This window comes from Kitasatospora sp. NPDC092948, from assembly GCF_044754805.1.
In the GTDB taxonomy this organism is placed as follows: domain Bacteria; phylum Actinomycetota; class Actinomycetes; order Streptomycetales; family Streptomycetaceae; genus Kitasatospora.
In genome coordinates this window covers 24,442-47,417 of record NZ_JBIVPU010000009.1, presented here as the reverse complement: position 1 = coordinate 47,417, position 22,976 = coordinate 24,442, and the positions used below count along the sequence as shown (strand labels likewise).

At 74.0% G+C, this 22,976-nt stretch carries 18 protein-coding genes; 12 read left to right on the top strand and 6 right to left on the bottom strand.

Annotation, left to right across the window (positions count from 1 at the left end):
* Window positions 1-161: 161 nt before the first annotated feature.
* Window positions 162-2,354 carry a SpoIIE family protein phosphatase gene (locus ACIQF6_RS24415; RefSeq protein WP_400898436.1) on the bottom strand — a complete coding sequence of 731 codons (2,193 nt, stop codon included), beginning with the start codon at window positions 2,352-2,354 and terminating at the stop codon, window positions 162-164.
* A gap of 249 nt (window positions 2,355-2,603) precedes the next feature.
* Window positions 2,604-3,122: an ATP-binding protein gene (locus tag ACIQF6_RS24410; RefSeq protein WP_400898434.1), complete on the bottom strand. Its 519-nt coding sequence runs from the start codon at window positions 3,120-3,122 to the stop codon at window positions 2,604-2,606.
* 465 nt (window positions 3,123-3,587) lie between these two features.
* Between ACIQF6_RS24410 and ACIQF6_RS24405 the strand changes: the two genes are divergently transcribed.
* The 3 genes from ACIQF6_RS24405 to ACIQF6_RS24395 are packed head-to-tail and all read left to right on the top strand — an operon-like array spanning window position 3,588 to window position 7,126.
* Window positions 3,588-4,298, top strand: coding sequence for an urease subunit gamma (locus ACIQF6_RS24405; protein WP_400898432.1), 711 nt, complete (start codon window positions 3,588-3,590; stop codon window positions 4,296-4,298).
* 31 nt (window positions 4,299-4,329) lie between these two features.
* Window positions 4,330-6,051, top strand: coding sequence for an urease subunit alpha (locus ACIQF6_RS24400; RefSeq protein ID WP_400898430.1), 1,722 nt, complete (start codon window positions 4,330-4,332; stop codon window positions 6,049-6,051).
* Window positions 6,052-6,082: 31 nt separating this feature from the next.
* On the top strand, window positions 6,083-7,126 hold the full coding sequence (locus ACIQF6_RS24395; RefSeq protein WP_400898428.1) for an agmatine/peptidylarginine deiminase: 1,044 nt from the start codon (window positions 6,083-6,085) through the stop codon (window positions 7,124-7,126).
* A gap of 108 nt (window positions 7,127-7,234) precedes the next feature.
* Here ACIQF6_RS24395 and ACIQF6_RS24390 read toward each other — a convergent pair whose 3' ends face one another.
* Window positions 7,235-10,429, bottom strand: a complete 3,195-nt coding sequence (locus tag ACIQF6_RS24390) for an SdrD B-like domain-containing protein (RefSeq protein ID WP_400898426.1) — start codon at window positions 10,427-10,429, stop codon at window positions 7,235-7,237.
* Between the two features lie 388 nt (window positions 10,430-10,817).
* Between ACIQF6_RS24390 and ACIQF6_RS24385 the strand changes: the two genes are divergently transcribed.
* The 3 genes from ACIQF6_RS24385 (at window position 10,818) to ACIQF6_RS24375 (ending at window position 12,646) form a co-directional block, all read left to right on the top strand.
* On the top strand, window positions 10,818-11,723 hold the full coding sequence (locus ACIQF6_RS24385) for a spherulation-specific family 4 protein (protein WP_400898424.1): 906 nt from the start codon (window positions 10,818-10,820) through the stop codon (window positions 11,721-11,723).
* Window positions 11,724-11,792: 69 nt separating this feature from the next.
* Window positions 11,793-11,954, top strand: a complete 162-nt coding sequence (locus ACIQF6_RS24380; RefSeq protein WP_400898422.1) for a hypothetical protein — start codon at window positions 11,793-11,795, stop codon at window positions 11,952-11,954.
* Between the two features lie 71 nt (window positions 11,955-12,025).
* On the top strand, window positions 12,026-12,646 hold the full coding sequence (locus ACIQF6_RS24375; protein ID WP_400898420.1) for a TetR/AcrR family transcriptional regulator: 621 nt from the start codon (window positions 12,026-12,028) through the stop codon (window positions 12,644-12,646).
* A gap of 104 nt (window positions 12,647-12,750) precedes the next feature.
* On the opposite strand, the gene ACIQF6_RS24370 is transcribed toward ACIQF6_RS24375, so the two are convergent.
* Entirely contained in the window at window positions 12,751-14,223 is a 1,473-nt protein-coding gene (locus ACIQF6_RS24370; RefSeq protein WP_400898418.1) for a hypothetical protein, read from the bottom strand.
* A gap of 214 nt (window positions 14,224-14,437) precedes the next feature.
* Between ACIQF6_RS24370 and ACIQF6_RS24365 the strand changes: the two genes are divergently transcribed.
* From ACIQF6_RS24365 to ACIQF6_RS24355, 3 genes are all read left to right on the top strand, one after another.
* Window positions 14,438-14,941, top strand: coding sequence for a hypothetical protein (locus ACIQF6_RS24365; protein ID WP_400898416.1), 504 nt, complete (start codon window positions 14,438-14,440; stop codon window positions 14,939-14,941).
* Window positions 14,942-15,052: 111 nt separating this feature from the next.
* On the top strand, window positions 15,053-15,742 hold the full coding sequence (locus ACIQF6_RS24360) for a DUF3105 domain-containing protein (protein WP_400898414.1): 690 nt from the start codon (window positions 15,053-15,055) through the stop codon (window positions 15,740-15,742).
* A 56-nt stretch (window positions 15,743-15,798) separates the two neighbouring features.
* Window positions 15,799-16,452 carry a DUF305 domain-containing protein gene (locus tag ACIQF6_RS24355; RefSeq protein ID WP_400898853.1) on the top strand — a complete coding sequence of 218 codons (654 nt, stop codon included), beginning with the start codon at window positions 15,799-15,801 and terminating at the stop codon, window positions 16,450-16,452.
* Between the two features lie 180 nt (window positions 16,453-16,632).
* Here the strand turns inward: ACIQF6_RS24355 and ACIQF6_RS24350 are convergent, their stop codons facing one another.
* A complete protein-coding gene (locus ACIQF6_RS24350; protein ID WP_400898412.1) occupies window positions 16,633-18,069 on the bottom strand; it encodes an MFS transporter in 1,437 nt (478 codons plus the stop codon).
* Between the two features lie 144 nt (window positions 18,070-18,213).
* Between ACIQF6_RS24350 and ACIQF6_RS24345 the strand changes: the two genes are divergently transcribed.
* The 3 genes from ACIQF6_RS24345 to ACIQF6_RS24335 are packed head-to-tail and all read left to right on the top strand — an operon-like array spanning window position 18,214 to window position 20,838.
* The gene (locus ACIQF6_RS24345; protein WP_400898410.1) at window positions 18,214-18,711 is read left to right on the top strand and encodes a MarR family winged helix-turn-helix transcriptional regulator; all 498 of its coding nucleotides are present in this window, start codon (window positions 18,214-18,216) and stop codon (window positions 18,709-18,711) included.
* Between the two features lie 40 nt (window positions 18,712-18,751).
* The gene (locus ACIQF6_RS24340) at window positions 18,752-20,335 is read left to right on the top strand and encodes a DNA-3-methyladenine glycosylase 2 family protein (RefSeq protein WP_400898408.1); all 1,584 of its coding nucleotides are present in this window, start codon (window positions 18,752-18,754) and stop codon (window positions 20,333-20,335) included.
* Window positions 20,332-20,838 (top strand): methylated-DNA--[protein]-cysteine S-methyltransferase, encoded by a 507-nt coding sequence (locus ACIQF6_RS24335; RefSeq protein WP_400898406.1) that lies wholly within the window; start codon window positions 20,332-20,334, stop codon window positions 20,836-20,838. Before ACIQF6_RS24340 ends, ACIQF6_RS24335 begins: the two co-directional genes overlap by 4 nt.
* Before the next feature lie 7 nt (window positions 20,839-20,845).
* On the opposite strand, the gene ACIQF6_RS24330 is transcribed toward ACIQF6_RS24335, so the two are convergent.
* The gene (locus tag ACIQF6_RS24330; RefSeq protein WP_400898404.1) at window positions 20,846-22,954 is read right to left on the bottom strand and encodes a tetratricopeptide repeat protein; all 2,109 of its coding nucleotides are present in this window, start codon (window positions 22,952-22,954) and stop codon (window positions 20,846-20,848) included.
* Window positions 22,955-22,976: the final 22 nt, after the last annotated feature.

Here is a 22,976-nt window from a genome sequence, read left to right as displayed (position 1 = left end):
TTGCCGGCGGCCGGAGACAGCGGTTGGCCATGGCTGCGGCGGGCCTCGGAACAGGAACCCGAAACGGCGGAACGCAAAGCGCCCTGCTGACCCTCCGCAGACACGGCCCCGCCGTTCCCCGGGCCCCTGAGTCCGCACCCCCGAGCCCCTGATGGTGACCCTCAGCTGCTGAGCTCGAACCACATCCGCTTGCCCGAGCCGCGAGGCTCCACGCCCCAGGCGTCGGCCAGCCCCTCGACGAGCATCAAGCCGCGTCCGGAGGAGGCCTGTTCGCCCGGGGTGCGGCGGGTGGGCCAGAGATCGCTCTCGTCCTCGACCTCGACGCGGAGCCGGGCCCGCCCGCTCTCCTGGTAGAGCCGCGCCGTGAACATCGCGTCCCGGTCGGTGTGCCGGATCGCATTGGTGACCAGCTCGGAGGACAACAGCTCGGCGGTGTCGATGAGTTCGGGCACCCCCCAGCGCCGCAGCGCGTCCCGGAGTTCCGCCCGGAGTTCGGAGATCCGCGCCAGGTCCGCCTGTCCGATCCGGCGGCGCAGTTGCTGCGCGGCGCGCCCGCCCGCCGGTCCGTCCCAGCGCAGCAGCAGGAGCGCGATGTCGTCCTCGCGTTCGCTGGTGTCGGCGGCCTGCGAGGCGATCCGGTCGGCGAGGTCCTCCAGAGGTTCGCGCGGGGACTCGCCGACCGCGGGGAGGTGTTCGGAGACGGTCTCGCAGAGCCGGGCGAACCCGGTGTCGAGGTCCATGTCGCGGGCTTCGACCAGGCCGTCGGTGAACAGCAGCACGGTCTCCCCGGGGTCGAGGCTGAACCGGGTCACCCGGTACTCCTCGTCGGGCGCGACGCCGAGCGGCAGTCCGCCCGCCACCGGAACGGGATGCGCGGTGCCGTCGGCGCGGCGGACCACCGGGTCGAGGTGCCCGGCGCGGACGGCGTAGACCACGCCGTAGTCGACGTTGACCTCGGCGTAGGTGCAGGTGGCGAAGTGGTCGGTGTCGAGGTCGGCGAGGAACCGGGACGCGCGGGCCATCACCGCGGCGGGCGGGTGGCCCTCCGCCGCGTAGGCGCGCAGCGCGATGCGGAGTTGGCCCATGATGCCGGCGGCGTGCACGTCGTGGCCCTGCACGTCGCCGATGACCAGGCCGACGTGGCCGCCGGGCAGCGGGACGACGTCGTACCAGTCGCCGCCGATCTGCAGGCCGGAGCCGGCGGCGAGGTAGCGGACGGCGGTGGTGACCCCGGGGACGGCGGGGACGGTGCGGGGCAGCATGACGCGCTGCAGGCCGGCGGCGAGTTCGTGTTCGGCGTCGTGCAGGCGGGCCCGGGCGAGGGACTGGGCGACGAGTCCGCCGAGGGTGGAGAGCAGGGTGCGCTCGTCGGCGTCGAGTTCGCGGTCGTCGTCGAAGGAGACCACGCAGACGCCGGTGGGGCGGCCGCTGGCGACCAGCGGGAGGAACGCCCAGGAGGAGCGGCCGCTGTTCTCGGCCCAGTCCCAGGCGTCGGGGTAGCGCTCGCGGTACTCCTCGCGGCTGGAGACGAAGATCGGCGCGCGCTGCCGGACCGCTTCGGCGGCGGGGTGGCTGGGTGACAGCGGGATCCGGTCGAACTGGTCGCTGAGCGCGCTGCGGTAGCCGCTGGAGCCGAGCAGGGCGATCCGGCCGCCTTCGAGCGCGGCGAGGGCGAGGCCGTCGGGGCCGAGGCCGGGCAGCGGGAGTTCGGTGAAGACCCGGGCGACGTCGCGGACGGTGACGGCTTCGGAGAGGGCGCGGGCGGCCTCCTTGATGAACCGGGAGCGTTCCTCGCGCAGCACGGCGAGTTCGTCGGCGCGTTCGCGCTTGTGGAGTTCGACGGTGGCGTCCCAGACGAAGCCGACCATCCGGGAGGGGCGGCCGAAGGCGTCGGCGAGGACCCGGCCGCGGAAGCGCACGGCGTGCAGTTCGCCGTTGGGGAAGACGGTGCGGTAGTAGGCGCCGCACTGGCCGAGCTCGGCGACGGCGCGTTCGACGCGGCGGCGCACGACGGGCGCGTCCTCGGGGTGCAGCAGGGCGAGGAATGCGCCGGAGGTGCGGTCGAAGCTCTGGCCGGCCAGGCCGAGGATGGTGCAGGCGCGCCGGTCGCCGACCAGGGTGTCGCGGCGGATGTCCCAGTCGAAGGAGCCGATGCCGTTGGCGGCCATCGCCGGTTCGAGCCACTCGGGGGTGGAGTCCCCGGTGCGGGTGGGCAGGCCGCGGGCGGTGGACGGCACGGCGCGGCCGGCGGCGGTGCGCAGCGGGTTCGCGGGGGTGCTGTTCCGGGTGGCCTGGGTGGCCTGGGCGGGCGGGGTGCGGCGGGCGGGCCCAGGCGCCTCGGGCTCGGTGGCCATGCTTCTCCTGCCGGTGCCTTGCCTGGCGGTCGCTGGTATCCGTGTCCCCTGCTGGACCGGCCGGACCGCGATGGTTGCGTGCGCCTACTGGCACACATTCTCACTACCCTCTCGTATGTTCGGCAAGGCGGCAATGCCGGTGACCCGGACGGTACTGATCGCACACGATCCCGCCCGTGAATCCTCACCCGGACGGCCCTCCCGGGTGGCCGGTCCGGAATTCGCCCCACCGGTTGGGGGCGGGTCCGCTCAGAACGCGGACAGCTCGAACCAGGTGACTTTTCCGTCCCCGCGCAGCTGCACGCCCCAGTCGTCGGCGAGTGCCTCCACCAGCAGCAGTCCGCGCCCGGAGGTGGCGTCGTCGTTCGGGTGGCGGCGGCCGGGGAGCCGGCTGGTGCGGTCGTGCACCTCGACCCGCAGGCGCTGTTCGGCGGTCAGCTGGGCGTCGAAATCGGCGCCCTTGCCGGTGTGGACGAGCGCGTTGGTGACGAGTTCGGACGTCAGCAGCTCGGCGGTGTCGGCAAGTTCCGGCACACCCCAGTGGTCGAGCGCGGCCCGCAGCCGGCGTCGGACGGTGCCGACGGCGGGCAGGTCCGCCGCCTCCAGGGAGGCGTGCAGTCGGCGGTGCAGGGCGCAGTCCGGCTGGTGCGCCTGGGCCGGGATGTGCGGCTTCGGCTGCGGTTGCGGCTGTGTGTGTGCGGGCCCCTGGTCGAGCTGCTCGCGCCGCGAGGCCGAGCGCTGCCGCGGGAACCTTGCCTGACCGTCCATCACCTTCGTCAGCCCCCGCCCTCGTTCCGGACGGCCGCTCCGGTCCCCCACCGGCCCGGCGGCCACTTCTGGTCATCCTCATGCCCACTCGGCGGCGTTTGCAACAGTGATCGGGCCCTACGCCCGTGGTGAACGGTGTGCAAGGGCGTACGCGGGCACGCGGACGAGCCGGGGCGCTCGCCCGGAAGGGGAGCTCCGACGGAAGCTTTCTGCAGGCCCGCGCCGAGGGCGGCGCGCCGGGGGGCGGAGCGGCCGACCGACCCGGGCATCGACGACGCCGACCACTCCTTCACCTCGCCTCCCCACTCCTTTCACACCCCTTCCGTGCGCCTGCGGGGCGTCCCGGGCCGGCGGCCGGACGCTGGACATGACGGGCGGCCCCGGGTTCAATGGGGCCCACACGTTTGAACGCCGTTCTAAACTCTTCACCGACACCCTCCGCCCACCCTCGACGAGCGAGGCACCGTGCGACTGACCCCCACCGAACGGGACCGGCTGCTGATCTTCACCGCGGCCGAGCTGGCCCGCGCCCGCCGGGCGCGCGGCGTGCGATTGAACGTGCCGGAGGCGACGGCGCTGATCGCCGACACCGTCTGCGAGGCGGCCCGCGACGGCCGCCGGCTGGCCGAGGCGATCGAGGCCGGCCGCACCGTGCTGAGCGCCGACGACGTGCTGCCGGGCGTGCCGGACGTGGTGACGGTGGTCCAGGTGGAGGCGGTGTTCGACGACGGGACGCGCCTCGCGGTCGTCAACGACCCGTTCCGCGGCGCGGGTTCGCTGGGCGACGGCGCGCCGGGCGCGGCGCTGCCGGGCTCCGGCGCGGGCTACGACCCGGTGGAGGAGGCCCTGCTGCTGCCGGTGCACAACACCGCCTCGGTGCCGATCTCGGTGACCTCGCACTTCCACTTCTTCGAGTGCAACCCGCGCCTGGCCTTCGACCGCTCCGCCGCGTACGGGATGCACCTGGCGGTGCCGGCCGGCTCCTCGGTGCGGTTCGACCCGGGCGCCACCGTCGAGGTCGGCCTGGTGCCGATCGGCGGCGAGCGGGTGGCGATCGGATTCGCCGGGCTGGTGGACGGGCCGCTGGACGCGCCGGGCGCGAAGGACGCGGCCCTGGCCAAGGCCCGGGCGACCGGCTACCTGACCGAGTTCGACGACGCGCAGCCCGAGCAGTGACCGCCACCCGCCGCACCAGGAAGGACCATGCATGAACGCCATCTCGCCGCACGACTACATCTCGGTGCACGGCCCGCGGGCCGGCGACCGGGTCCGGCTGGGCGACTCGGGGCTGATCGTCCGGGTCGAGTCGGACTCGCAGGCGCCCGGTGACGAGTTCCTCGCCGGGTTCGGCAAGACCGCCCGGGACGGACTGCACCTGAAGCCGGCCGCGGTCCGCGAGACCTGCGACGTGGTGATCTCCAACGTGCTGGTGATCGACGCAGTGCAGGGCATCCGGAAGACCTCGATCGGCATCCGGGCCGGCCGGATCTCGGCGATCGGCCGGGCCGGGAACCCGGACACCCTGGACGGGGTGGAGGTGGTGGTCGGCACCGGCACCACGATCGTCTCCGGCGAGGGCCTGATCGCCACCGCGGGCGCCATCGACACCCATGTCCACCTGCTGTCGCCGCGGATCATGGAGGCGTCGCTGGCGTCCGGCGTGACGACGATCATCGGGCAGGAGTTCGGCCCGGTCTGGGGTGTGGGCGTCAACTCGCCGTGGGCGCTGCGGCACGCGTTCAACGCGTTCGACGCCTGGCCGGTCAACATCGGCTTCCTGGGCCGGGGTTCGTCCTCGGACCCGGCGCCGCTGGTGGAGGCGCTGGCCGAGGGCGGCGCGTCCGGCTTCAAGGTGCACGAGGACATGGGCGCGCACACCCGGGCGCTGGACACCGCGCTGCGGGTCGCCGAGGAGTACGACGTCCAAGTGGCCCTGCACACCGACGGGTTGAACGAGTGCCTGTCGGTGGAGGACACCCTCGCAGTGCTGGAGGGGCGCACCATCCACGCCTTCCACATCGAGGGCTGCGGCGGCGGCCACGTGCCGAACGTGCTGAAGATGGCCGGCGTGGAGAACGTGATCGGCTCCTCCACCAACCCGACCCTGCCGTTCGGCCGGGACGCGCTGGGCGAGCACTACGACATGATCGTCTCCGCGCACGACCTCAAGCCCGATCTGCCGGGCGACGCGGCGATGGCCCGGGACCGGATCCGGGCCGGCACGATGGGCGCCGAGGACGTGCTGCACGACCTCGGGGTCATCGGCATCACCTCCTCCGACGCCCAGGGCATGGGCCGGGCCGGCGAGACGGTGCGCCGCACCTTCGCGATGGCCGGAAAGATGAAGGCCGAACTCGGGCCGCTCGACGGCACCGGCTCGTACGGCACCGCCGAGGGCGGCGACGACAACGAGCGGGTGCTGCGCTACATCGCCAAGCTGACCGTCAACCCGGCCATCGCGCACGGACTCTCCCACGAGGTCGGCTCGATCGAGGTCGGCAAGCTGGCCGACCTCGTGCTGTGGCGGCCGGACCACTTCGGCGCCAAGCCGCAGCTGGTGCTGAAGGCCGGCTTCCCCGCGTACGGCGTGGTCGGCGACCCGAACGCCTCCACCGACCGGTGCGAACCCCTGGTGCTGGGGCCGCAGTTCGGCGCCCACGGGGCCACCGCCGCGGACATCTCGGTGGCGTTCGTCGCCCAGGCGGCCGCCGACTCCTCCTACTTGGACGTGGCGGGCGACCAACTGCCCACCCGCAGGAGGCGGGTGGGGGTGCGCGGCACCCGGGGAATCGGCCCGCGTTCGATGCTGCGCAACGGCCGGATCGGGCAGGTCGACGTCTCGGCGACCGGCCTGGTCTCGCTGGACGGCGAGCCGCTGCGCTCCGCCCCCGCCGACTCGGTCTCCCTCAGCCGCCTCTACTTCCTCTGAACTCCCCTCAACACGCTAGGACTTGATCGCCATGACCTCCCCCACTCCTGCCGAGTTCGGCTTCCGGATGCCCGCCGAATGGCACCCGCACGAGCGCACCTGGATGGCGTTCCCGACCCCGAACCCGACCTTCGACGGCGCGGACCAGCTGGACGCGGCCCGCCGCGCCTGGGCCGAGGTCGCCAACACGATCGTCCGCCACGAACCGGTCACCCTGGTGGTCAACACCGGCGAGACCGAGCAGGCCCGGCCCTACCTCGCCCCCGAGGTGGAGATCGTCGAGCGCCCGCTGAACGACGCCTGGATGCGCGACATCGGCCCGTCCTTCCTGATCGACGGCAAGGGTGAACTGGCCGCAGCCGACTGGGTGTTCAACGGCTGGGGCGCCCAGTCCTGGGCGCGCTGGGAACACGACCAGGACATCGCCGAGCACGTCACCGAGCTGGCCGGCGTGCGGCGGTTCGCCTCCCGGCTGATCAACGAGGGCGGCGGCATCCACGTCGACGGCGAGGGCACCGTCCTGGTCACCGACACCGTCCAGCTCGGCGAGGGCCGCAACGCCGACTGGACCCGCGAGCAGGTCGAGGCCGAACTGCACGCGCACCTCGGCACCACCAAGGCGATCTGGCTGCCGCGTGGACTGACCCGGGACTACGACGAGTTCGGCACCCGCGGCCACATCGACATCGTCGCCTCGTTCGTCCGCCCCGGCACCGTCGTGGTGCACTCCCAGCCCGACCCGGCGCACCCCGACCACGCGGTCTGCCAGGAGCTCGCCGACATCCTGCGCGCCGCCACCGACGCCCGGGGCCGAGCCCTGGAGGTCATCGAACTCCCGGCTCCCACCGTGCTGTTCGACGAGGACGGCGAGCCCGTCGACTACTCCTACATCAACCACTACGTGGCCAACGGCGTCGTCGTGCTGTGCGCCTTCGACGACCCGCGCGACCAGGAGGCCAAGGCCGTGCTGGAGAAGGCCTACCCGGGCCGCACCGTGGAGCTGGTCGACGCCCGCGAGATCTTCGCCAACGGCGGCGGCATCCACTGCATCACCCAGCAGCAGCCGAAGGCCTGACGCACCGACGGCCGCGGGCCGGAGCCTTGCTGCGAGGCTCCGGCCCGCGGCCGTTCAGCGTCTGCGCCGGCCGTTCGGTGTCTGCGCCGGTCGGTCAGTGCCGGTCGGTCAGTGCCGGCGCCGGGGGCGACGGTACGTCACCGCGCAGAGCACCGCGCCGCCGACGGCGAGCGCCCCGGCCACCGCGGCCAGCAGGCCGCCGGGCAGGTCGGTGCCGGTGTGCGGCAGCATCCCGTGCTCGCCCTTCTCCTCCCCGCCGGGCTCCCCGGTCGGCGGCGACGGCTCCGGGCCGGTCGAGGGCGAGGTGGACGGGGACGGCGAGGGGCTCGGGCCGGTGTGCGGCAGCACGATGCCGAGGTCCAGGTCGAGGTAGCGCTCACCGCCCGTGAGGGTCACGGTCTGGGTGAGCCCGGTGACCGGGTCGGCGTCGGAGTCGAGCGCCGGGTCGGTGCCGGCGTGCCGGACGGTGACGGTGGCGCCCGCGGGGAGCGTGGCGAGCTCGAAGCGGACCTGGTAGGTGCCGTCGGGCAGGTGGTCGAACAGGTAGTGGCCGCCGCCGTCGCTGACGGTGGTGACCGGGTTGCCGTTCAGGTCGCGGACGGGCTGGCTGTTGCCGTCCAGCAGGTCGATGTGCACGCCGGGGACGCCGGGCTCGTTCGGCTGCTGGATGCCGTCGTAGTTGAGGTCGTCCCAGACGAAGTCGCCGAGCGCATTGTCGGACGGGCCGGTCTGCTCGACGGCGACGCCGACCTTGGCTGGCTCGGCGGGCAGCAGTTGACGGCCCGTCGCGTCGGTGGCGGTGTAGGCGAAGGAGTTCCAGGCGTACGCCCCCGCCGGGGCGTCGAACGGGGCGACCATCGGCCACTGCAGGGTGAAGGAGTCGCCGGGGGCGAGCGTGCCGGGGCGCCCGATCCGGAACCAGGTGGCGACGCCCGGGCCCGGGAACGCGGTGGTCCACACCGCGTTCGGGTCGCAGCCCGGGTCGGCGGCGGGCGGCACCAGCGCGGGCACGCACGGGTGCTTGTCGGTGGTGTACTCGATCGTCACGGTGGGGTCGGAGCTGGTGATGGGGCTGCTCAGCGACGGCGCCCAGGCGCTGCCGCGGGCCGCGTCGGGCGTCAGCACGTAACTGTCGCCGGGCGTGGGCAGCTTGTCGTAGGCGAGGAACTCGGTGACCGGGTCCGGCGAGTCGTTGCGGACGGTCATCCGGTAGGACAGCGTGCCACCGGGAGTGGAGGCGCCCATCGGGCCGTACCCGGCGTCCAGGTCGCCCTGGACTTCCTTGTAGGACCGCAGCACGCTCGGCACCTGCACCTCGACCTCCGAAGTGGCGTGGCACATCGTCTCGTCGAGGTCGCCGTTGCCGTTCAGGTCGAGCGTGTCGGGCACGCCCGAGCTGACGCCGCCGTAGAAGCAGGTGACGGGCTCGCTCGGGTGGTCGGCGGTGACGAACACCTGGTTGGTGAGCGTCCCGGCCCGGACGCTGGCGGCGACCTGGACGTCGAACTCCACCCGGTAGGCCAGCGGGTCGTTCAGGTACGTCATGTCGGGCGCGCCGGCCGGCCAGGTCATCTTGATGATCTGCGTGCCGTCCGCACCGGGGGTGACCTGCACGGACTCGGGGAGCTTGGCGTCCGGCCAGCCGGGGGCGGTGCGCAGCGAGCCGTCGAGGTAGACCAGCCCGGCGGGCAGCACGTCGTACAGCACCAGCGGCCGGTCCAGCGCGCGCCCGGAGCGGTTGTACGGGATCACCTCGAAGGTGGCGGTGCCGCCGGCGTTGGTGACGGCGCCCGCGACGGTGGTCTTGGCCGCGCCGAGGTTGGTGGCGGCGGAGACGGTGGATTCGGCGCAGCCGGTGGCCTCGGCGGTGGTGGTGCCGTCGGTGGCGGTGGTGGAGACGCAGTTGGTGAGCAACTCCGGTGCGGGGGCGCCGTCGTGGCCGGGGGTGACGACCTGGGTGACGACCTGGACGCCGCTGCCCGGGGACCAGCCGGTGGGCAGCGGGCCGTTCCAGGTGAACCGAAGCCCGTCCAGCCGGCGGCCGGCGGGGATGCCGAGCACGTCGTCGGCGGGGTCGCCGGCGCCCTGCTCGAAGGTGATCCGCCGGGTGGTGGAGCCGTCGAACGGGGTGCCGGGGGTGAAGGTCAGCCAGGTCGGGTCGCCGTCCAGCCGGTACTGGAGGGTGAGTTGGATCCCGGGCGGGTTCCAGGCGTCGAGCTGGAGGGACTGCGGGAACAGCCAGTTGTAGAGGTCGGGGGTGGTGCCGGCGCCCGGGTCGGTCATGGTGAGCGAGGTGGCGGGCGCCGAGGTGTTGGTGGCGAACAGGCTGAAGCTGTTCAGGTCGCCGGAGACGCTCTGCTCGCCCCAGGACTTGGCGGCGGTGACCTGCACGCCGGTGCCGGGCTCCTGGAAGGTGCCGGTGGTGGCCTCGGCGGTGGACAGGCTCTGCTCCGGGGCGGGGCCGAGCGGGTCGCCGAGCAGTTCCACGTCGTTGGTGGAGGTGGTGCCGGCCGGGAAGGTCGGGTCCGGGTAGTTCACCACCAGCACGCCCGGAATCCGGCACCCGGCCTGGCCGTTGGCGGCCCGGAACGCGCCGATGTCGTAGCCCCAGGTGTTCGGCCCGGGCGCGACCTGGCTCCAGCCGGGCGAGCGCGCGGTGTCGACCACCGCGCCGGGCGGCAGGGTGTCCAGCAGCCGGCTGGCGTCCAGGTCGACGTTGACGCCCGGCGTGGAGCAGGCGCTGAACTGGTAGGTGACGGTCCGTCCGTCCGCGCTGGCGGTCTGCACGCCCTTGGTGACCTGGTAGGCAGGCTCGACGTGCGCGGTGACGGTGGCGGAGCCGCTCTGCGGGGCCTCCCCGTCGACCGTCAGCTGCGCCGAGTTGAGCGCCGAAGTCCCGTCCGCGGTCGTCCAGTTCGGGAAGCGCACCACCACGCTGACGGAAGCGGTGGTGCCCGGGCTGAGATTCAGCAGCGCGATGTCGAGGCTGCCGCCCATGGCCCCGGCGGCGGGCACGGTGGAGCCGGCCACGTCCACGGTGGTGGGGTCGGGCGTCCAGCCGACGAACTCCATGGACGCGGGCAGCGTGTCGGTGATCCGCCCGTTGACGCACTCGGTGACCGAGCAGGTGTACTGGAGGGTGAAGGTGACGTTCTCCCCCGGCGCGACAGTGGACTTGTCGACGTTCTTGACGAAGGAGATCGCGGCGTGCGCGGGCGCGGCCAGGACGCCGCTGCCGAACAGCGATCCGGCCAGGAGTGCCAGGACGGAGCCGATCCGGCCGGCCCGATGGGGAGTACGCATACCGGGCAGTTGATCCGACCACCCGATCACCTGCGGCCGTGGCACGACCCGAAATGACCAACTTTCACCCGATCGGCGCAGCCGATCCGCCCGCCCGGTCGACGGCCGTCCGCCCATCGCCCGACACCGCGCCACCGGCCGGCCGCGCGGCCGACACGCGTCCGCCCACCGCCTGACCGCACGTCACCGAACGGCGGCGGACGCGCGTCCGATCAGAACCTGACGCCGCGCCACCGACCTGTCCTGAGGCGGCGTCACCGACCGGCCGTCCGGTCGCCGGTGAACTCCGATGAACGATCTCCGATATCCGGCCTTCGAATGCCCGACTCCGGTTAGCATGCCCGTGCGGCGTCAGGGGGACGCCCGCCCAGCATTGGGGGAACCACGCATGCGCATCCGCGCGAAGGGGCTCACCGCCCTGCTTCTCGGCTCGCTGCTCGCCGTCGGCGCCACCGCCGCACCGCAGGCAGGCGCCACCGCCCCGGCCGCCGCCACCGCCTCCCGCGGCCTGGAGATCGGCGTCCCGGCGTACGTCTACCCGAACCAGCAGATGCTGCTGGACGTCCAGGCCGCCCAGCCCGCGGCGTCCATCGTCATCCTCAACCCGAACAACGGCGACGACCCGTTCGACGCCAGTTGGCAGGCCCGCGCCGACGCACTGCGCGCCCGCACCACCGCCACCGGCGAGCACACCCGGGTGCTCGGCTACGTGCACACCGAGCGTGCCGGCCGCGACAAGGCCGCCGTGCTGGCCTCCGTCCGCAACTACCTGGTCACCGGCGACGGCAAGCTGCACGTCGACGGCATCTTCTTCGACACCACCAGCCGTGAGTGCGGCGACAACAACGCCGCCCGCGACTACTACCTCGACCTGCGCCAGCAGGTCCAGGCCATCGTCCACTCCATCGACCCGACCGCCCAGGAACTGGTGGTGGACAACCCCGGCACCGCCGTCCAGGACTGCTTCCTGGAGCCCGGCAAGCGCACCGCCGACACCTTCGTCACCTTCGAAGGCACCTACGACGCGTACACCAACGCCTACCTCGGCGGAAACGTCTTCAACCTGACCGCCGGCTACTACCCCGGCGCCAACTTCGACCCCAGCGGCACCTCCTACTGGCACCTGATCCACGCCGTCCCGAACGCCACCGCCATGCGCACCGCCCTCAGCAGCGCGTTCACCCGCGGCGCCGGATACGCGTACGCCACCGACGACGTCCTCGACAACCCGTGGGACGCCACCCCCAGCTGGGGCTTCAGCGCCGAGACCACCTACGCCGCCACCCTCGGCTGACCCTCCCGTCCGGCCCGCCCCTGCGTCCGCGGAGGGGCGGGCCCGGCCGCGGCACGGTGTCATGGACCCATGAACACTCCCAGCCTCGACGAACTCACCGCCGAACTGCTGCGCCTCGCGCCCGAACTGGACCGCGAACAGGCCGCCGCCGTCCTCCGCAAGGCCTACCGGGCCGGCCTCGACCACGGCCGCCGGGAACACCTCGAAGGGCTCGAACACGGCGGCTGGTGACCCCGCCCGCACCTCCGCCGGGTCCCGTACGGGAGACTTGGACCCCGGACAGCCAGCAACGAGGAGAGCGGATGGCCCCGCCACGCACCCGCCGCCCGGCCCGCCCGCGGGAAGAGGTGTACGCGGCCGCCCGCGCCGCCATCGCCGAACACGGCCTCGCCCGCCTCACCATGGCCGGCCTCGGCCAGCAACTCGGCATGAGCGCCGGCCACCTGCTCTACTACTTCGGCAGCAAGGACCAGCTCCTGCTGGAGACCCTCCGCTGGAGCGAGACCCAACTCGGCGAACGCCGCACCCGCGAACTCGCCCGCCACGACCTGCCGGTGCTCGAACGGCTCGCCCGCTACATCGACCTCTACCTGCCCGAAGGCCCCGGCGACCCCCGGTGGATCCTGTGGATCGAGGTGTGGAGCCGCTCCCCCGGCACCGCGGACCTCCGCCAGGGGCAGCTCGACATCGAAACGCCCTGGCAGAACGACCTCACCGCGCTCATCACCGAGGGCCGCACCACCGGCGTCCTCACCCCCACCGCCCCCGCCGCCGACCGCGCCGCCCAACTCCGCGCCCTCCTCGACGGCCTGGCCATCCCGCTCGCCATCGGCCTCCCCGCCGCCACCCGCCCCCGGGCCACCGCCGAAGCCGCCTCCGCCGCCCACGCCCTGCTCGGCGTAACGCCGGAGGCAACGCAGTAACGGGACGGACGGCGGGCGACCCGGACGACTCTGGCGACCTTGGCGACCCGGACGGCCGACGGCCGGTCCGATCCGATCCGGTCCTCGGCCGCCGGGATCCGGGGTCAGTCGGTCCAGACGGCTGCTGCGGTGCGGTCGTCGGCGTAGCCCTTGGCGCGGACCTGGATCTGGCGGAGGAAATCGACGGTGCTCGGCGGGTGCGGGTGGGCCCAGTGGCTGGAGAGGAAGTGGGCGACCGCCGGCTCCTCGGCGATCGGGTCGGCGAGACCCGGGGTGCAGAGCAGCAGGATGTCGCCGGAGGTGGCCGGGACCAGGCGGAACCGGAACGGACGGGGCGCCTGGCGGGCGGCCGGGGGCAGCGGGGGCTGGCCGTCCGGGTGGTGGAGCAGACGGGCGGCGTACGCGTCGATCCAGTGGCCCGAACGCAGCAGGTACAGCCCGCCCGGGCCGGTGCCGAACGCGGCGCGGTGGGTGGCCGCCGGGTCGGTGGACATCAGCAGGCAGTGCAGCGAGGCGGTCTCCTCCGGCGGCAGCACCTCGTCCTCCGCCGCCTGGGCGCCCTCGCCGTCGCCGCGCAGCCGGGCCGCGGCCTGGATCGCGATCCGCTGGAGGCCGTACCGCAACCGGTCCCGGGCCCCGGCCCGCAGGTCGGCGGCGAGTTCGGCGCGGCTGCGACCGATCGCCGCCGCCAGCTGCCGGGCCGCGTCCCCCGCCGCGGCGGAACCCCACCCGGGGTCGGCCTGCCGCGCCGGGCCCGCGAGCACCGTCAGCACCAGCCCGTCCTCGGCGTCCCCGAACCGCACGGTGAGCAGCGCGTCGCGTCGCGGCTCGCCCCGGTAGCGGGCGGAGTCGCCGCGGATCGACACCGCCCGCAGCGTGGTCGCCGCGAACCGGGCCCCGTCGACGGCCGTGTCCGGCACGATCGCCGCCAGCCCGTCCGGGTCGCCGGCCGGCAGCGCGGTCGGCTCGGCGGCGTACGTCGGCGGCCGCTCCCCGACGTGCGGCACCGCCGGCGCCTCCGGCTCCCGCCACGGCACACCGCGTTCCGACGGCGGCGCGGACACCGCGTCGGGCGCTGCCGGGACATCCGCGTCCACCGGCTGCGGCGGGGCCACCGGCTCGGGCTCCCGCTCGACCACCGGTTCCGGCGCGGACTTGACGAGGACGGGCGGCTCGACGGGCTGCGGCGGCTCGATCCGCTCAGCCTGCTCGGGCTGCTCGACCCGCTCCGTCCGCTCGGGCTGCTCGACCCGCTCGGTCTCCGCAGCCTGCGCGACCTCCGTCGGGCCGAGTTCGGGCCACGCGGCCTCGGCCCACCTGCGCTGGGCCGGCACCGGACGCACCGATTCGGGCTCGGCGGGTGGCGGCGGCGTGTCCTCGGTCACTGGCGGGGTGTCCTCGGCGGACCGGTCCTGGGCGCCGAAGAGTCCGGCGGCGGCGGTGAACCAGTCGTCCACGGAGGTGGTGTCGGCGACGGCGTCGGGAGTGTCGGGAAGGGTGCCGGCGGGGCCCGCGTACACGGTGTGCCACCAGGCGTCGTCGGGTCGGGTCGGCCTGGGTGCGCCCTGCTCGTTCAACTGACGGCTCCTGATTGATCCGTGGGAATGCCGGACGTCACGTCATTCTTCCGAAGCACAACGGCGCTGTCCGGGAATCGGAACATCGCACCGACTCCCGGGTAGGGGTTCCGGCCACTGCCGGTTCGAATGAGCCGCGGCAATGGCTCCGGAACGGAAATTCGGAGCCCAAGGGGGGCATCACATCAGCCGATCGGCTGATTAATATGTGCGCATGACCGCGCCAGGGCTTCGCACTCGCCGCCGGGGAGGGACCGCCGACGCGGTGCTCCGCCCGGTCGCGATGCTGTGGTCCGTCCTGCTGGCCGCCCTGCTGGCGCTGCTGCCGTGCACGTCGACCGCCCGCGCCGCGGGCGCCCCGCCGGCCGGGCCCGTCACCTCCGTACAGGCGGTGTCGACGGTCGCCCCGGCGGCGATCCCCGTCGCGGACCGGACCGGCAAGGCCTCCGGCCACCAGCACGCGCTGGCGCCGGACGGTCCCGGCGTGCTCATCCTGTGCACCGCGGACGGCTCGAACCGGGTTCCCGGTCACGGCTGTTCCAGTCACTCCTTCTGCGGCCCGGAGTCGCAGCTCCCGAACGCGCCGCCGCAGCCCGGCGCGGTCGTTCTGCCGCAGTTGGTGGCCCCACCCGCGTCGCCCGCCGCCCCGGCGGTCGACGTCCGACCGGCGCCGCACCACGCGCCTGACCTGCACGCGCTCCAGGTTCACCGGTCCTGAGCGGAACCCACCGCCGACCCGTCCCCGGCTCCCGGGCGGTCGGCGGCTCCGCCTGCCTCCACCCCACCGCAGACCGTCGTGCGCAGCACGGCGGGGACAAGGACATCACTCATGGGTTCCGCCTCCAAGCAGTCGTCGCAGCAGACCGGCAACCAGCCCAGGCCGGGCAGCAAGGCCGCCCAGCAGGCCGACCGCCGGGCCCGGATAGCCGAGCTGCGCGCCGTCGAGCAGCGCCGTGAGCGCCGCAACAAGATCCTCACCATCGGCGCCTCCACCGTCCTGGTGCTCGCCATGATCGGCGGCGGCAGCTGGCTGGCGCTCGACGCCAAGCACAAGAAGGACGAGAAGGCCGCCGCGGCGAGCGCCCCGATCGAGGGCATCAAGACCTGGGACAAGCTGTCCCGCAACCACGTCCAGACCGAGGTCAAGTACGACCAGACCCCGCCGGTCGGCGGCGACCACAACCCGGTCTGGGCGACCTGCATGGGCAACGTCTACGACCAGCCGGTGAAGAACGAGAACGCGGTGCACTCGCTGGAGCACGGCGCGGTCTGGGTCACCTACAACGCCAAGGCCACGCCGGACGACATCAAGACGCTGAGCGAGAAGGTCAAGGCCACCCCGTACAGCCTGATGAGCCCGTACCCGGACGAGCAGGGCACCATCACGCTGAGCGCCTGGGGCACCCAGCTGGTGGTGGACTCCGCGCAGGACCCGCGGATCGAGAAGTTCTTCACCAAGTACGTGCAGGGTCCGCAGACCCAGGAGCCGGGCGCCTCCTGCAGCTCGGGCACGATGTGACCGGCCGGGTGAACGACGACGCGAGCGGCGACCCGACCGGCGGCCCGGACCCTGTGGTGGAGCCGGCGCAGCCCGGTGGCCGGCGCCGCCGGACGCTGTGGTGGCCGGCCGCGCTGGCGGCGGTGGTCGCGCTCGGCCTCGGGGTGCCCGCGCTGGTCTCCAGCAGCACCCCGGCGGCCGGGAGCTCCTCGTCCGCGCCGAGCACCGAGTCGGCGGAGGCCGGGTTCGCCCGCGACATGGCCGCCCACCACCAGCAGGCGATCGACATGTCGTTCATCGTCCGCGACCGCACCCAGGACCAGGCGGTCCGCACCCTGGCGTTCGACATCATCAACACGCAGGCGAACCAGCGCGGCATGCTGATGGGCTTCCTCGACCAGTGGGGCCTGACCCAGGCCAGCGCGGCCAAGCCGATGGCCTGGATGGGGCACACGTACGAGGCGCACGACGGTTCGCTGATGCCGGGCATGGCGACCAACACCGACCTGGACAGGCTCCGCACGCTCAGCGGCCGGGACGCCGAGGTGTTCTACCTGCAACTGATGCTCGCCCACCACAAGGGCGGCGTGGAGATGGCCCAGGCGTACGTCGACGCCGCGAAGAACGACGTGGAGAAGCGCCTCGCGCAGACCATGGTCAACGGGCAGAAGGCCGAGATCGACCTGATCACCGGCATGCTCACGGAACGGGGCGCGCAGCCGACGTCCTGACGCTCCGTACAGCAGGGGCGCCGTCCGGAACCGTCCGGGCGGCGCCCTGCCCGTTCCTGCGCGTCGTTCGTCCGTGTCGTTCTGTCGTTCCGGCTTGTCGTTCCGTCTTCTCGTTCGTGCGTGGCGTTCCGCCGTCTCGTTCCGCCTTCTCGTTCCGTAGGCGCGTCGGCGGGCGGCCGGTCAGCGGGCGGACAGGCGGGCCGCCAGCACGGCGACCGCGGCGAGCAGCAGCAGGACCACCCGGCCGCCGGACGCCGGCCCGGCGAGGTGGACGGCGAGCACCGGCAGGGCGGTGCCGAGTGCGGTGCCGAGGCTGCGCACCATGTTCACCAGGCCGCCGCCGACGGCGGAGCTCTGCGCGGGTATCGCCCGCATCACCAGCGCGTTGTTGGCGGGCAGCAGCAGCCCGAGGCCGTAGCCGGCCACCAGCAGCGGCCCGACCGCCGGGCCGGCGCCGGACGCGGGCAGCACGGCGAGCGCCAGCAGTCCGGCCGCGGCGAGCAGCGCGCCCGCCCGGCAGCGCACCGCGTCGCTCCAGCCGCGCGGCAGCAGCCCGCCGCCGACCGTGGCGGCCAGCGCGAACGCCGCGGGCAGTGCGGTGATCACCACGCCGGCGGTGGCGGCGGACACTCCGCGGCCGGCCAGTACCACCGGTTCCAGCACCAGCGGACAGAACAGCAGCAGGTAGCCGATCAGCGCCACCACCAGTCCGGCCCGGATACCGGGGGTGTTCACCAGCCCGGGCGGGACGAGCGGCCGGTCCGCGCGCCGCTCCTGCCGGACCAGCCCGGCCGCCGCGACGGCCGCGAGCACCGCCAGCGCGGCCACCGCCCATCCGGGCAGCGGCAGTCCGGACGCGGCGGACAGCGCCAGCAGCAGCGCGGTGGACGCGGTGGCGAGCAGCAGCAGGCCGACCAGGTCGAAGCGCCCGGCCTCCCGGGGGCGGGCCGGACAGCGGCCGTCGGGGAAGGTGCGCGGCAGCAGGAACCAGCCCGCCAGGATGCCGAGCACGCCGATCGGGACGTTGACCCAGAACGCCCAGCGCCAGGAGGCGTGGGTGACCAGCAGACCGCCGAGGGTCGGGCCGAGGGCGAGGCCGAGGGCCTGGGCGGCGGCCTGGATGCCGAGCGCGGTGCGCATCGCCCGTTCGGGTACACCGCGGGCGACCAGTGCCACGCTGTTGGCCTGCATCATCGCGCCGCCGACGGCCTGCACCGCGCGGCAGGCGACCAGGACGGCCAGGCTGCCGGCCAGTCCGGCGCCGAGCGAGGCGGCGGCGAACACCGCGAAGCCGCCCAGGTACACGGTCTTGCGGCCGACCAGGTCGGAGAGCCGTCCGACCGGGGCGAGCAGGGCGACCAGCACCAGCAGGTACGCCAGCGACACCCATTCGACGGCGGCGAATCCCGCGTCGAACCGGTGCTCCAGCGCGGGGAACACCAGCGAGGTGACGCTCGCGGTCAGCTGGCCGAGGAACGCGCCGACGCAGACCGTGCCGACGGCCAGCCAGTGTGCGTGCGGCCAGCGTGCGACGGCGCGCGGGCGTGGGCGTTCGGCCCGCTGGAGGGCGTCCTGCAGGGTGTCGAGCAGCCGTGGGGCGACGGCGGGTTCGGCCATGCTTCGAATATATCTGCCACCGACATAATCGCTCAAGGAGTGTTTCCGGCCCGGAGTCATCTGGTTGGTGCCAGCAACCGTTCCCGCTGGTCAACGGGCGCACGCCGGGCAGCACCGACAGCACCTGGCGCTACGCTGTCCGCCATGTCCTCGCAGCACCGGCCCGCGCCCGACCCCCTCGTACCGGACACCGACGCCCTCGCCGGAGCCCAGCGACTCACCGACGTGATCACCCGGCTGCGCCGCGCGCTGCGCAGCTCGATCAGGTCCGAGTTCCCCTGGGAGGCGCTGCCGATGGCCCAGGTCGAACTGCTCCAGACCCTCGCCGTCGCCCCCATGCGGGTCGGCGAACTCGCGGCCCGGCAACGGCTCGCGCCCAACACCGTCAGTGGCCTGATCTCCAAGCTCCTCGACGCCGGCCTGGTCGACCGCCAACCCGACCCGGGCGACCGGCGCACCGCCCGGATCGCCCTCACCGAGGCCGGCCACCAGCAGCTCCGCGACTGGCAGAGCGCCCACGAACGCCGCCTCGCCACCGCTCTCGCCGGCCTCACCTCCGCCGATCGCCAGGCCGTCATGCAGGCCCTCCCCGGCCTCGACCACCTCGCCCACGCCCTCGCCGGCACCGACCCGACGCGCTGACACCACCGTCCCCCGATCACCTCCCGGGCCCGGCAGGTCCATGTCCGATTCCCGCCAGTCGGGGCCCTGGCGATGGCGCAGACTGGATGGCGTGATCGACGACGAGACCAGGTACCGAGCCGTGCACAGCCGGGACGCCCGCTTCGACGGGGTGTTCTTCACGGCCGTCCGCACCACCGGCATCTACTGCCGTCCGAGCTGCCCGGCCACCACCCCCAAGCGCACCAACTGCTCGTTCTACCCGACCGCGGCCGCCGCCCAGGGCGCCGGCTACCGGGCCTGCCGGCGCTGCCGACCCGACTCGGTGCCGGGCTCGCCGGAGTGGAACCACCGCGCCGACCTGGTCGGCCGGGCCGTCCGGCTGATCGGCGACGGCATCGTGGACCGGGAGGGCGTCGCCGGGCTGGCCGACCGGCTCGGCTACAGCGCCCGCCAGCTCCAGCGCCAGCTGACCGCGGAACTGGGCGCCGGCCCGCTCGCCCTGGCCCGCGCGCAGCGCGCCCAGACCGCCCGCCTGCTCCTGCAGACCACCGAACTCCCGGTCACCGACGTGGCGTTCGCGGCGGGCTTCGCCTCGGTGCGACAGTTCAACGACACCATCCGCGAGGTCTACGACCGCACCCCCAGTACGCTGCGCACCGAGCACGGCGGCCACCGCCGCTCCCCCGTCGCGGCCGGATCGCTCGCCCTGCGGCTCGCCTACCGGGGCGCCGTCGACACCGAGCACCTGCTGGACTTCCTCGCGCTGCGAGCCGTCCCGGGCGTCGAGGAGGTCGTCCCCGGCCCGCGCCCCGGCACCCGCACCTACCGGCGCACCCTGGCCCTGCCGTACGGGCACGGCATCGCCGAGGTCGACGGGCTCGCCCCCGACGATCCGCGAAGCCGCGGCTGGCTGGACTGCCGGCTCAGCCTCAGCGACCTGCGCGACCTCACCACGGCCGTGCACCGGCTGCGCGCCCTGTTCGACCTGGACGCCGACCCGGACGCGGTCGACGGCCGGCTCGCCGCCGATCCGCTGCTCGCCCCGCTCGCCGCCGCCCGGCCGGGGCTGCGCTCCCCCGGCCACGTCGACCCGCACGAGCTCGCCGTCCGCGCCGTCCTCGGCCAGCAGATCAGCGTCGCCGCCGCCCGCACCCTGGCCGGCCGGCTCGCCGAAACCTACGGCGCCCCGCTGCCCACCGCCGACGGCGGGCTGCGGCTGCTGTTCCCGACCGCCGCCGCCCTCGCCGCCGCCGACCCCGAACACCTGGCGATGCCGCAGGCCCGCCGCCGCGCGCTGCTCGGCCTGTGCGCCGCCCTCGCCGAGGGCGCCGTCCGGCTCGACCCGGGCGTGGACCGCGAACAGGCCGCCGCCGACCTGCTCGCCCTCCCGGGCATCGGCCCGTGGACGGTCGGCTACCTGCGGATGCGCGCCCTCGCCGACCCGGACGTCTTCCTCCCCACCGACATCGGCGTGCGCGACGGCCTGCGCGCCCTCGGCGAGAACGGCGACCCGCGCAGCGCCGCCGACCGCTCCGCCGCCTGGGCGCCCTGGCGCTCCTACGCCCTGCACCACCTGTGGTCGGCCGCCTCCGCCCACCACACCGCCCTCCGCACCCGCGACACCCGCAAGGAACCGGCATGACCACCGTCTTCACCACCATGGACAGCCCGCTCGGCACCCTGCTGCTCAGCGGCACCCTCGACGACGAGCACGGCTTCGCACTGACCGCCGTCACCGCCCCCCACCAGAAGGGCGCGCTCAGCGAGCCCGCCCCCGACTGGCAGCCCGACCCGGAGGCGCTCGCCCCCGCCGTCGAGCAGCTCACCGCGTACTTCGCCGGCGAACGCACCACCTTCGACCTGCCGCTCGCCCCCGTCGGCACCGAGTTCCGCCGCCGGATCTGGGACACCCTCGACGACATCCCCTACGGCGCCACCATCACCTACGGCCAACTCGCCGACGCCGCAGGCCAGTCCCCCCGCGCCGTCCGCGCCGTCGGCGGCGCCGTCGGGGCCAACCCCCTCCTGATCGTCCGCCCCTGCCACCGCGTCATGGGCGCCAACGGCACCCTCACCGGCTTCGCCGCCGGCATCGACGCCAAGCGCTGGCTCCTCGCCCACGAGAGCGGCGACCAACTGTTCTGACCACCCGTCATCCCCCCGGCAGCTCCTCGATCCGCCGGGCCAGCCGGGCGGTGTCGGGGGCGGCGACGCTGCGGTAGAGCTCGTACGAAGCGGTGAACTTCTCCCTGGCGGTGCCCATCTCGCCCTGGGCCAGGGCGAGTTCGCCGATCCACTCGATGCTTCGGGCCTGCCAGTGCAGTGCGCCCGCCGTGACGAACCCGGCCCGGGCGGCCTCCAGTTCGGCCCCGGCCTGCTCGTACCGGGCGGCCATCAGGTACGCCCGGCCCAGGATCGCCCGCGCCCGGAACACCTCGTACTGGTCGCCGACGGCCATGAAGTCCTCGATGGCTGCGGACAGTTGCCGCACCGATTCGGCCTCGTCCGCGGCATCCGTCGCGACCTCGCCGAGCGCGACCCGGATCAGACCGACGCCTCGCCGGTAGTCGATCGCCTCCCACTGCACCAGCGCCTGCTCGAACCGGGCACGCGCGTCATCGAGCTCGCCGAGGTCGCGGTGCGCATGCCCGAGCCCGACCAGGGCCTGCCCCTTGCCCTTCCGGTCGCCGAACGCCTCGGCCACCGCGAGCGCCTGCGCGAACCAGTCGGCGGACTCGTGGATCCGGCCGGCGTTGCGCCGCCCCTGTCCGAGTGAGGTCAGCATCCGCTGCTCGACGATCGGATCCTCGACCTTGCGGGCGGCGGCCAGCCCCAGGGTGTTGGACTCCAGTTGCATCGCATGCGGCCGCAGCCGGACGAACATCGGCTGCATCGCGTCCGCCAACTGCCAGGTCAGCGTGTACCGGTGATTCCGGGTCGCGTCCCTGAGTACGGCCATGAGCTGGTCGCGCTCCCGGTCGAACCAGCCGAGCGCCTCCATCTCCTCGGTGAACTCCGGTACGTGCAACGGAGGTTGTTGATAGTCCCGGGCCAGCCGGCGGTGACTGGGCATGATCAGCCCCTCCGCCACGGTGGCCGCCGCCAGATAGTGCTCGCCGACGCGGCGCACGGCGGCCTCGCGCTCCTCGGGCGGGTCCTCGGCCTGCCCGAGCTCCCTGGCGTGCAGCCGGATCAGGTCGTGGAACCGGTAGCGGCCGGCGCCCCGCTCCTCCAGCAGGTGCGTCCCGGCGAGCAGGTCGAGCGTGGCGTCGGCGTCGGCCCAGGAGAGTTCGGCGGCGGCACCGGCCGACTCCGGCGTGAACTCCGTCAGCGGGAGCTGCCCGAGCACCCGGTACAGCCGGCCCGCCGCCCGGTCCAGCACCCGGTACGAGGCGTCCAGCGCACCGCGCACCGCGCTCTCGCCGTCCAACCGCAACGCCGCCAGCCGATCGGCCTCCCGCCGCAACGCCTCGGCGGTCGCCGAGAGCGGCTGACGGGGACGCGAGGCCATCCGGGCGCCCGCCACGCAGATCGCCAGCGGCAGTCCGGCGCAGCGGCTCACCACCTGCTCGACGGCGGGCAGTTCGGCCGCGACCCGGGCCTCGCCGATCCGCTGCGTCAACAGCTCGGTAGCCGCGGCCCGGTCGATCAGACCGACCGGGAAGACTCCCGCACCGTCCATGGACAACCCGTCCAGCCGGGTACGGCCGGTCACCACCGTGACGGAGCCCTCGGCCCCCGGCAGCAGCGCGCGGACCTGCGCGGCGGTGGCTGCGCTGTCCAGCAGGATGCCGATCCGTCGGCTCGCCGCGGCGGAGCGCCAGAGCGCGGCCGCCTCGTGCAGTTCGGCGGGCACCCGGGCAAGACCCAGCGCCCGCAGGAACGCCCCCAGCACCTCCACCGGATCGGTCGGACCACCCGGGGCATGGCTGCGCAGATCGGCATAGAACAGCCCGTCCGGGAACTCCGCCCGGCTGCGCAGCCAGCTGCCGGCGAGCGCCGTCTTGCCCACGCCGGCCGGGCCGACCAGCAGCAGGCAGCGGCCACCCGGCGGCGGGGGCGCATTCAACTCCCGGTCGAGCGCCGCGAGTTCGCCCTCCCGTCCGAGGAGGTGCGCAGGGGCGGGCGGAAGCTGTTGCGGCACCGGAAGCAGCGCCGGAGCGTGCGAGTGAATGTGCACGCCCCCCTGGATGTCGCCCGCCTGGAACGCGACGCCCTCGATCCTTGCCTGGCCGGTGACGGAATTGCGGTGGCCTTCCACGTGCTCGTTCCTCCACTGGATC

Bases quoted from the DNA above. Each gene is read 5' to 3' on its own strand.
- ACIQF6_RS24415 (WP_400898436.1), bottom strand. From the start codon at position 2,354: ATGGCCACCGAGCCCGAGGCGCCTGGGCCCGCCCGCCGCACCCCGCCC.
- ACIQF6_RS24410 (WP_400898434.1), bottom strand. From the start codon at position 3,122: ATGGACGGTCAGGCAAGGTTCCCGCGGCAGCGCTCGGCCTCGCGGCGC.
- ACIQF6_RS24400 (WP_400898430.1), top strand. From the start codon at position 4,330: ATGAACGCCATCTCGCCGCACGACTACATCTCGGTGCACGGCCCGCGG.
- ACIQF6_RS24395 (WP_400898428.1), top strand. From the start codon at position 6,083: ATGACCTCCCCCACTCCTGCCGAGTTCGGCTTCCGGATGCCCGCCGAA.
- ACIQF6_RS24390 (WP_400898426.1), bottom strand. From the start codon at position 10,429: ATGCGTACTCCCCATCGGGCCGGCCGGATCGGCTCCGTCCTGGCACTC.
- ACIQF6_RS24385 (WP_400898424.1), top strand. From the start codon at position 10,818: ATGCGCATCCGCGCGAAGGGGCTCACCGCCCTGCTTCTCGGCTCGCTG.
- ACIQF6_RS24380 (WP_400898422.1), top strand. From the start codon at position 11,793: ATGAACACTCCCAGCCTCGACGAACTCACCGCCGAACTGCTGCGCCTC.
- ACIQF6_RS24375 (WP_400898420.1), top strand. From the start codon at position 12,026: ATGGCCCCGCCACGCACCCGCCGCCCGGCCCGCCCGCGGGAAGAGGTG.
- ACIQF6_RS24365 (WP_400898416.1), top strand. From the start codon at position 14,438: ATGACCGCGCCAGGGCTTCGCACTCGCCGCCGGGGAGGGACCGCCGAC.
- ACIQF6_RS24360 (WP_400898414.1), top strand. From the start codon at position 15,053: ATGGGTTCCGCCTCCAAGCAGTCGTCGCAGCAGACCGGCAACCAGCCC.
- ACIQF6_RS24350 (WP_400898412.1), bottom strand. From the start codon at position 18,069: ATGGCCGAACCCGCCGTCGCCCCACGGCTGCTCGACACCCTGCAGGAC.
- ACIQF6_RS24345 (WP_400898410.1), top strand. From the start codon at position 18,214: ATGTCCTCGCAGCACCGGCCCGCGCCCGACCCCCTCGTACCGGACACC.
- ACIQF6_RS24340 (WP_400898408.1), top strand. From the start codon at position 18,752: ATGTCCGATTCCCGCCAGTCGGGGCCCTGGCGATGGCGCAGACTGGAT.
- ACIQF6_RS24335 (WP_400898406.1), top strand. From the start codon at position 20,332: ATGACCACCGTCTTCACCACCATGGACAGCCCGCTCGGCACCCTGCTG.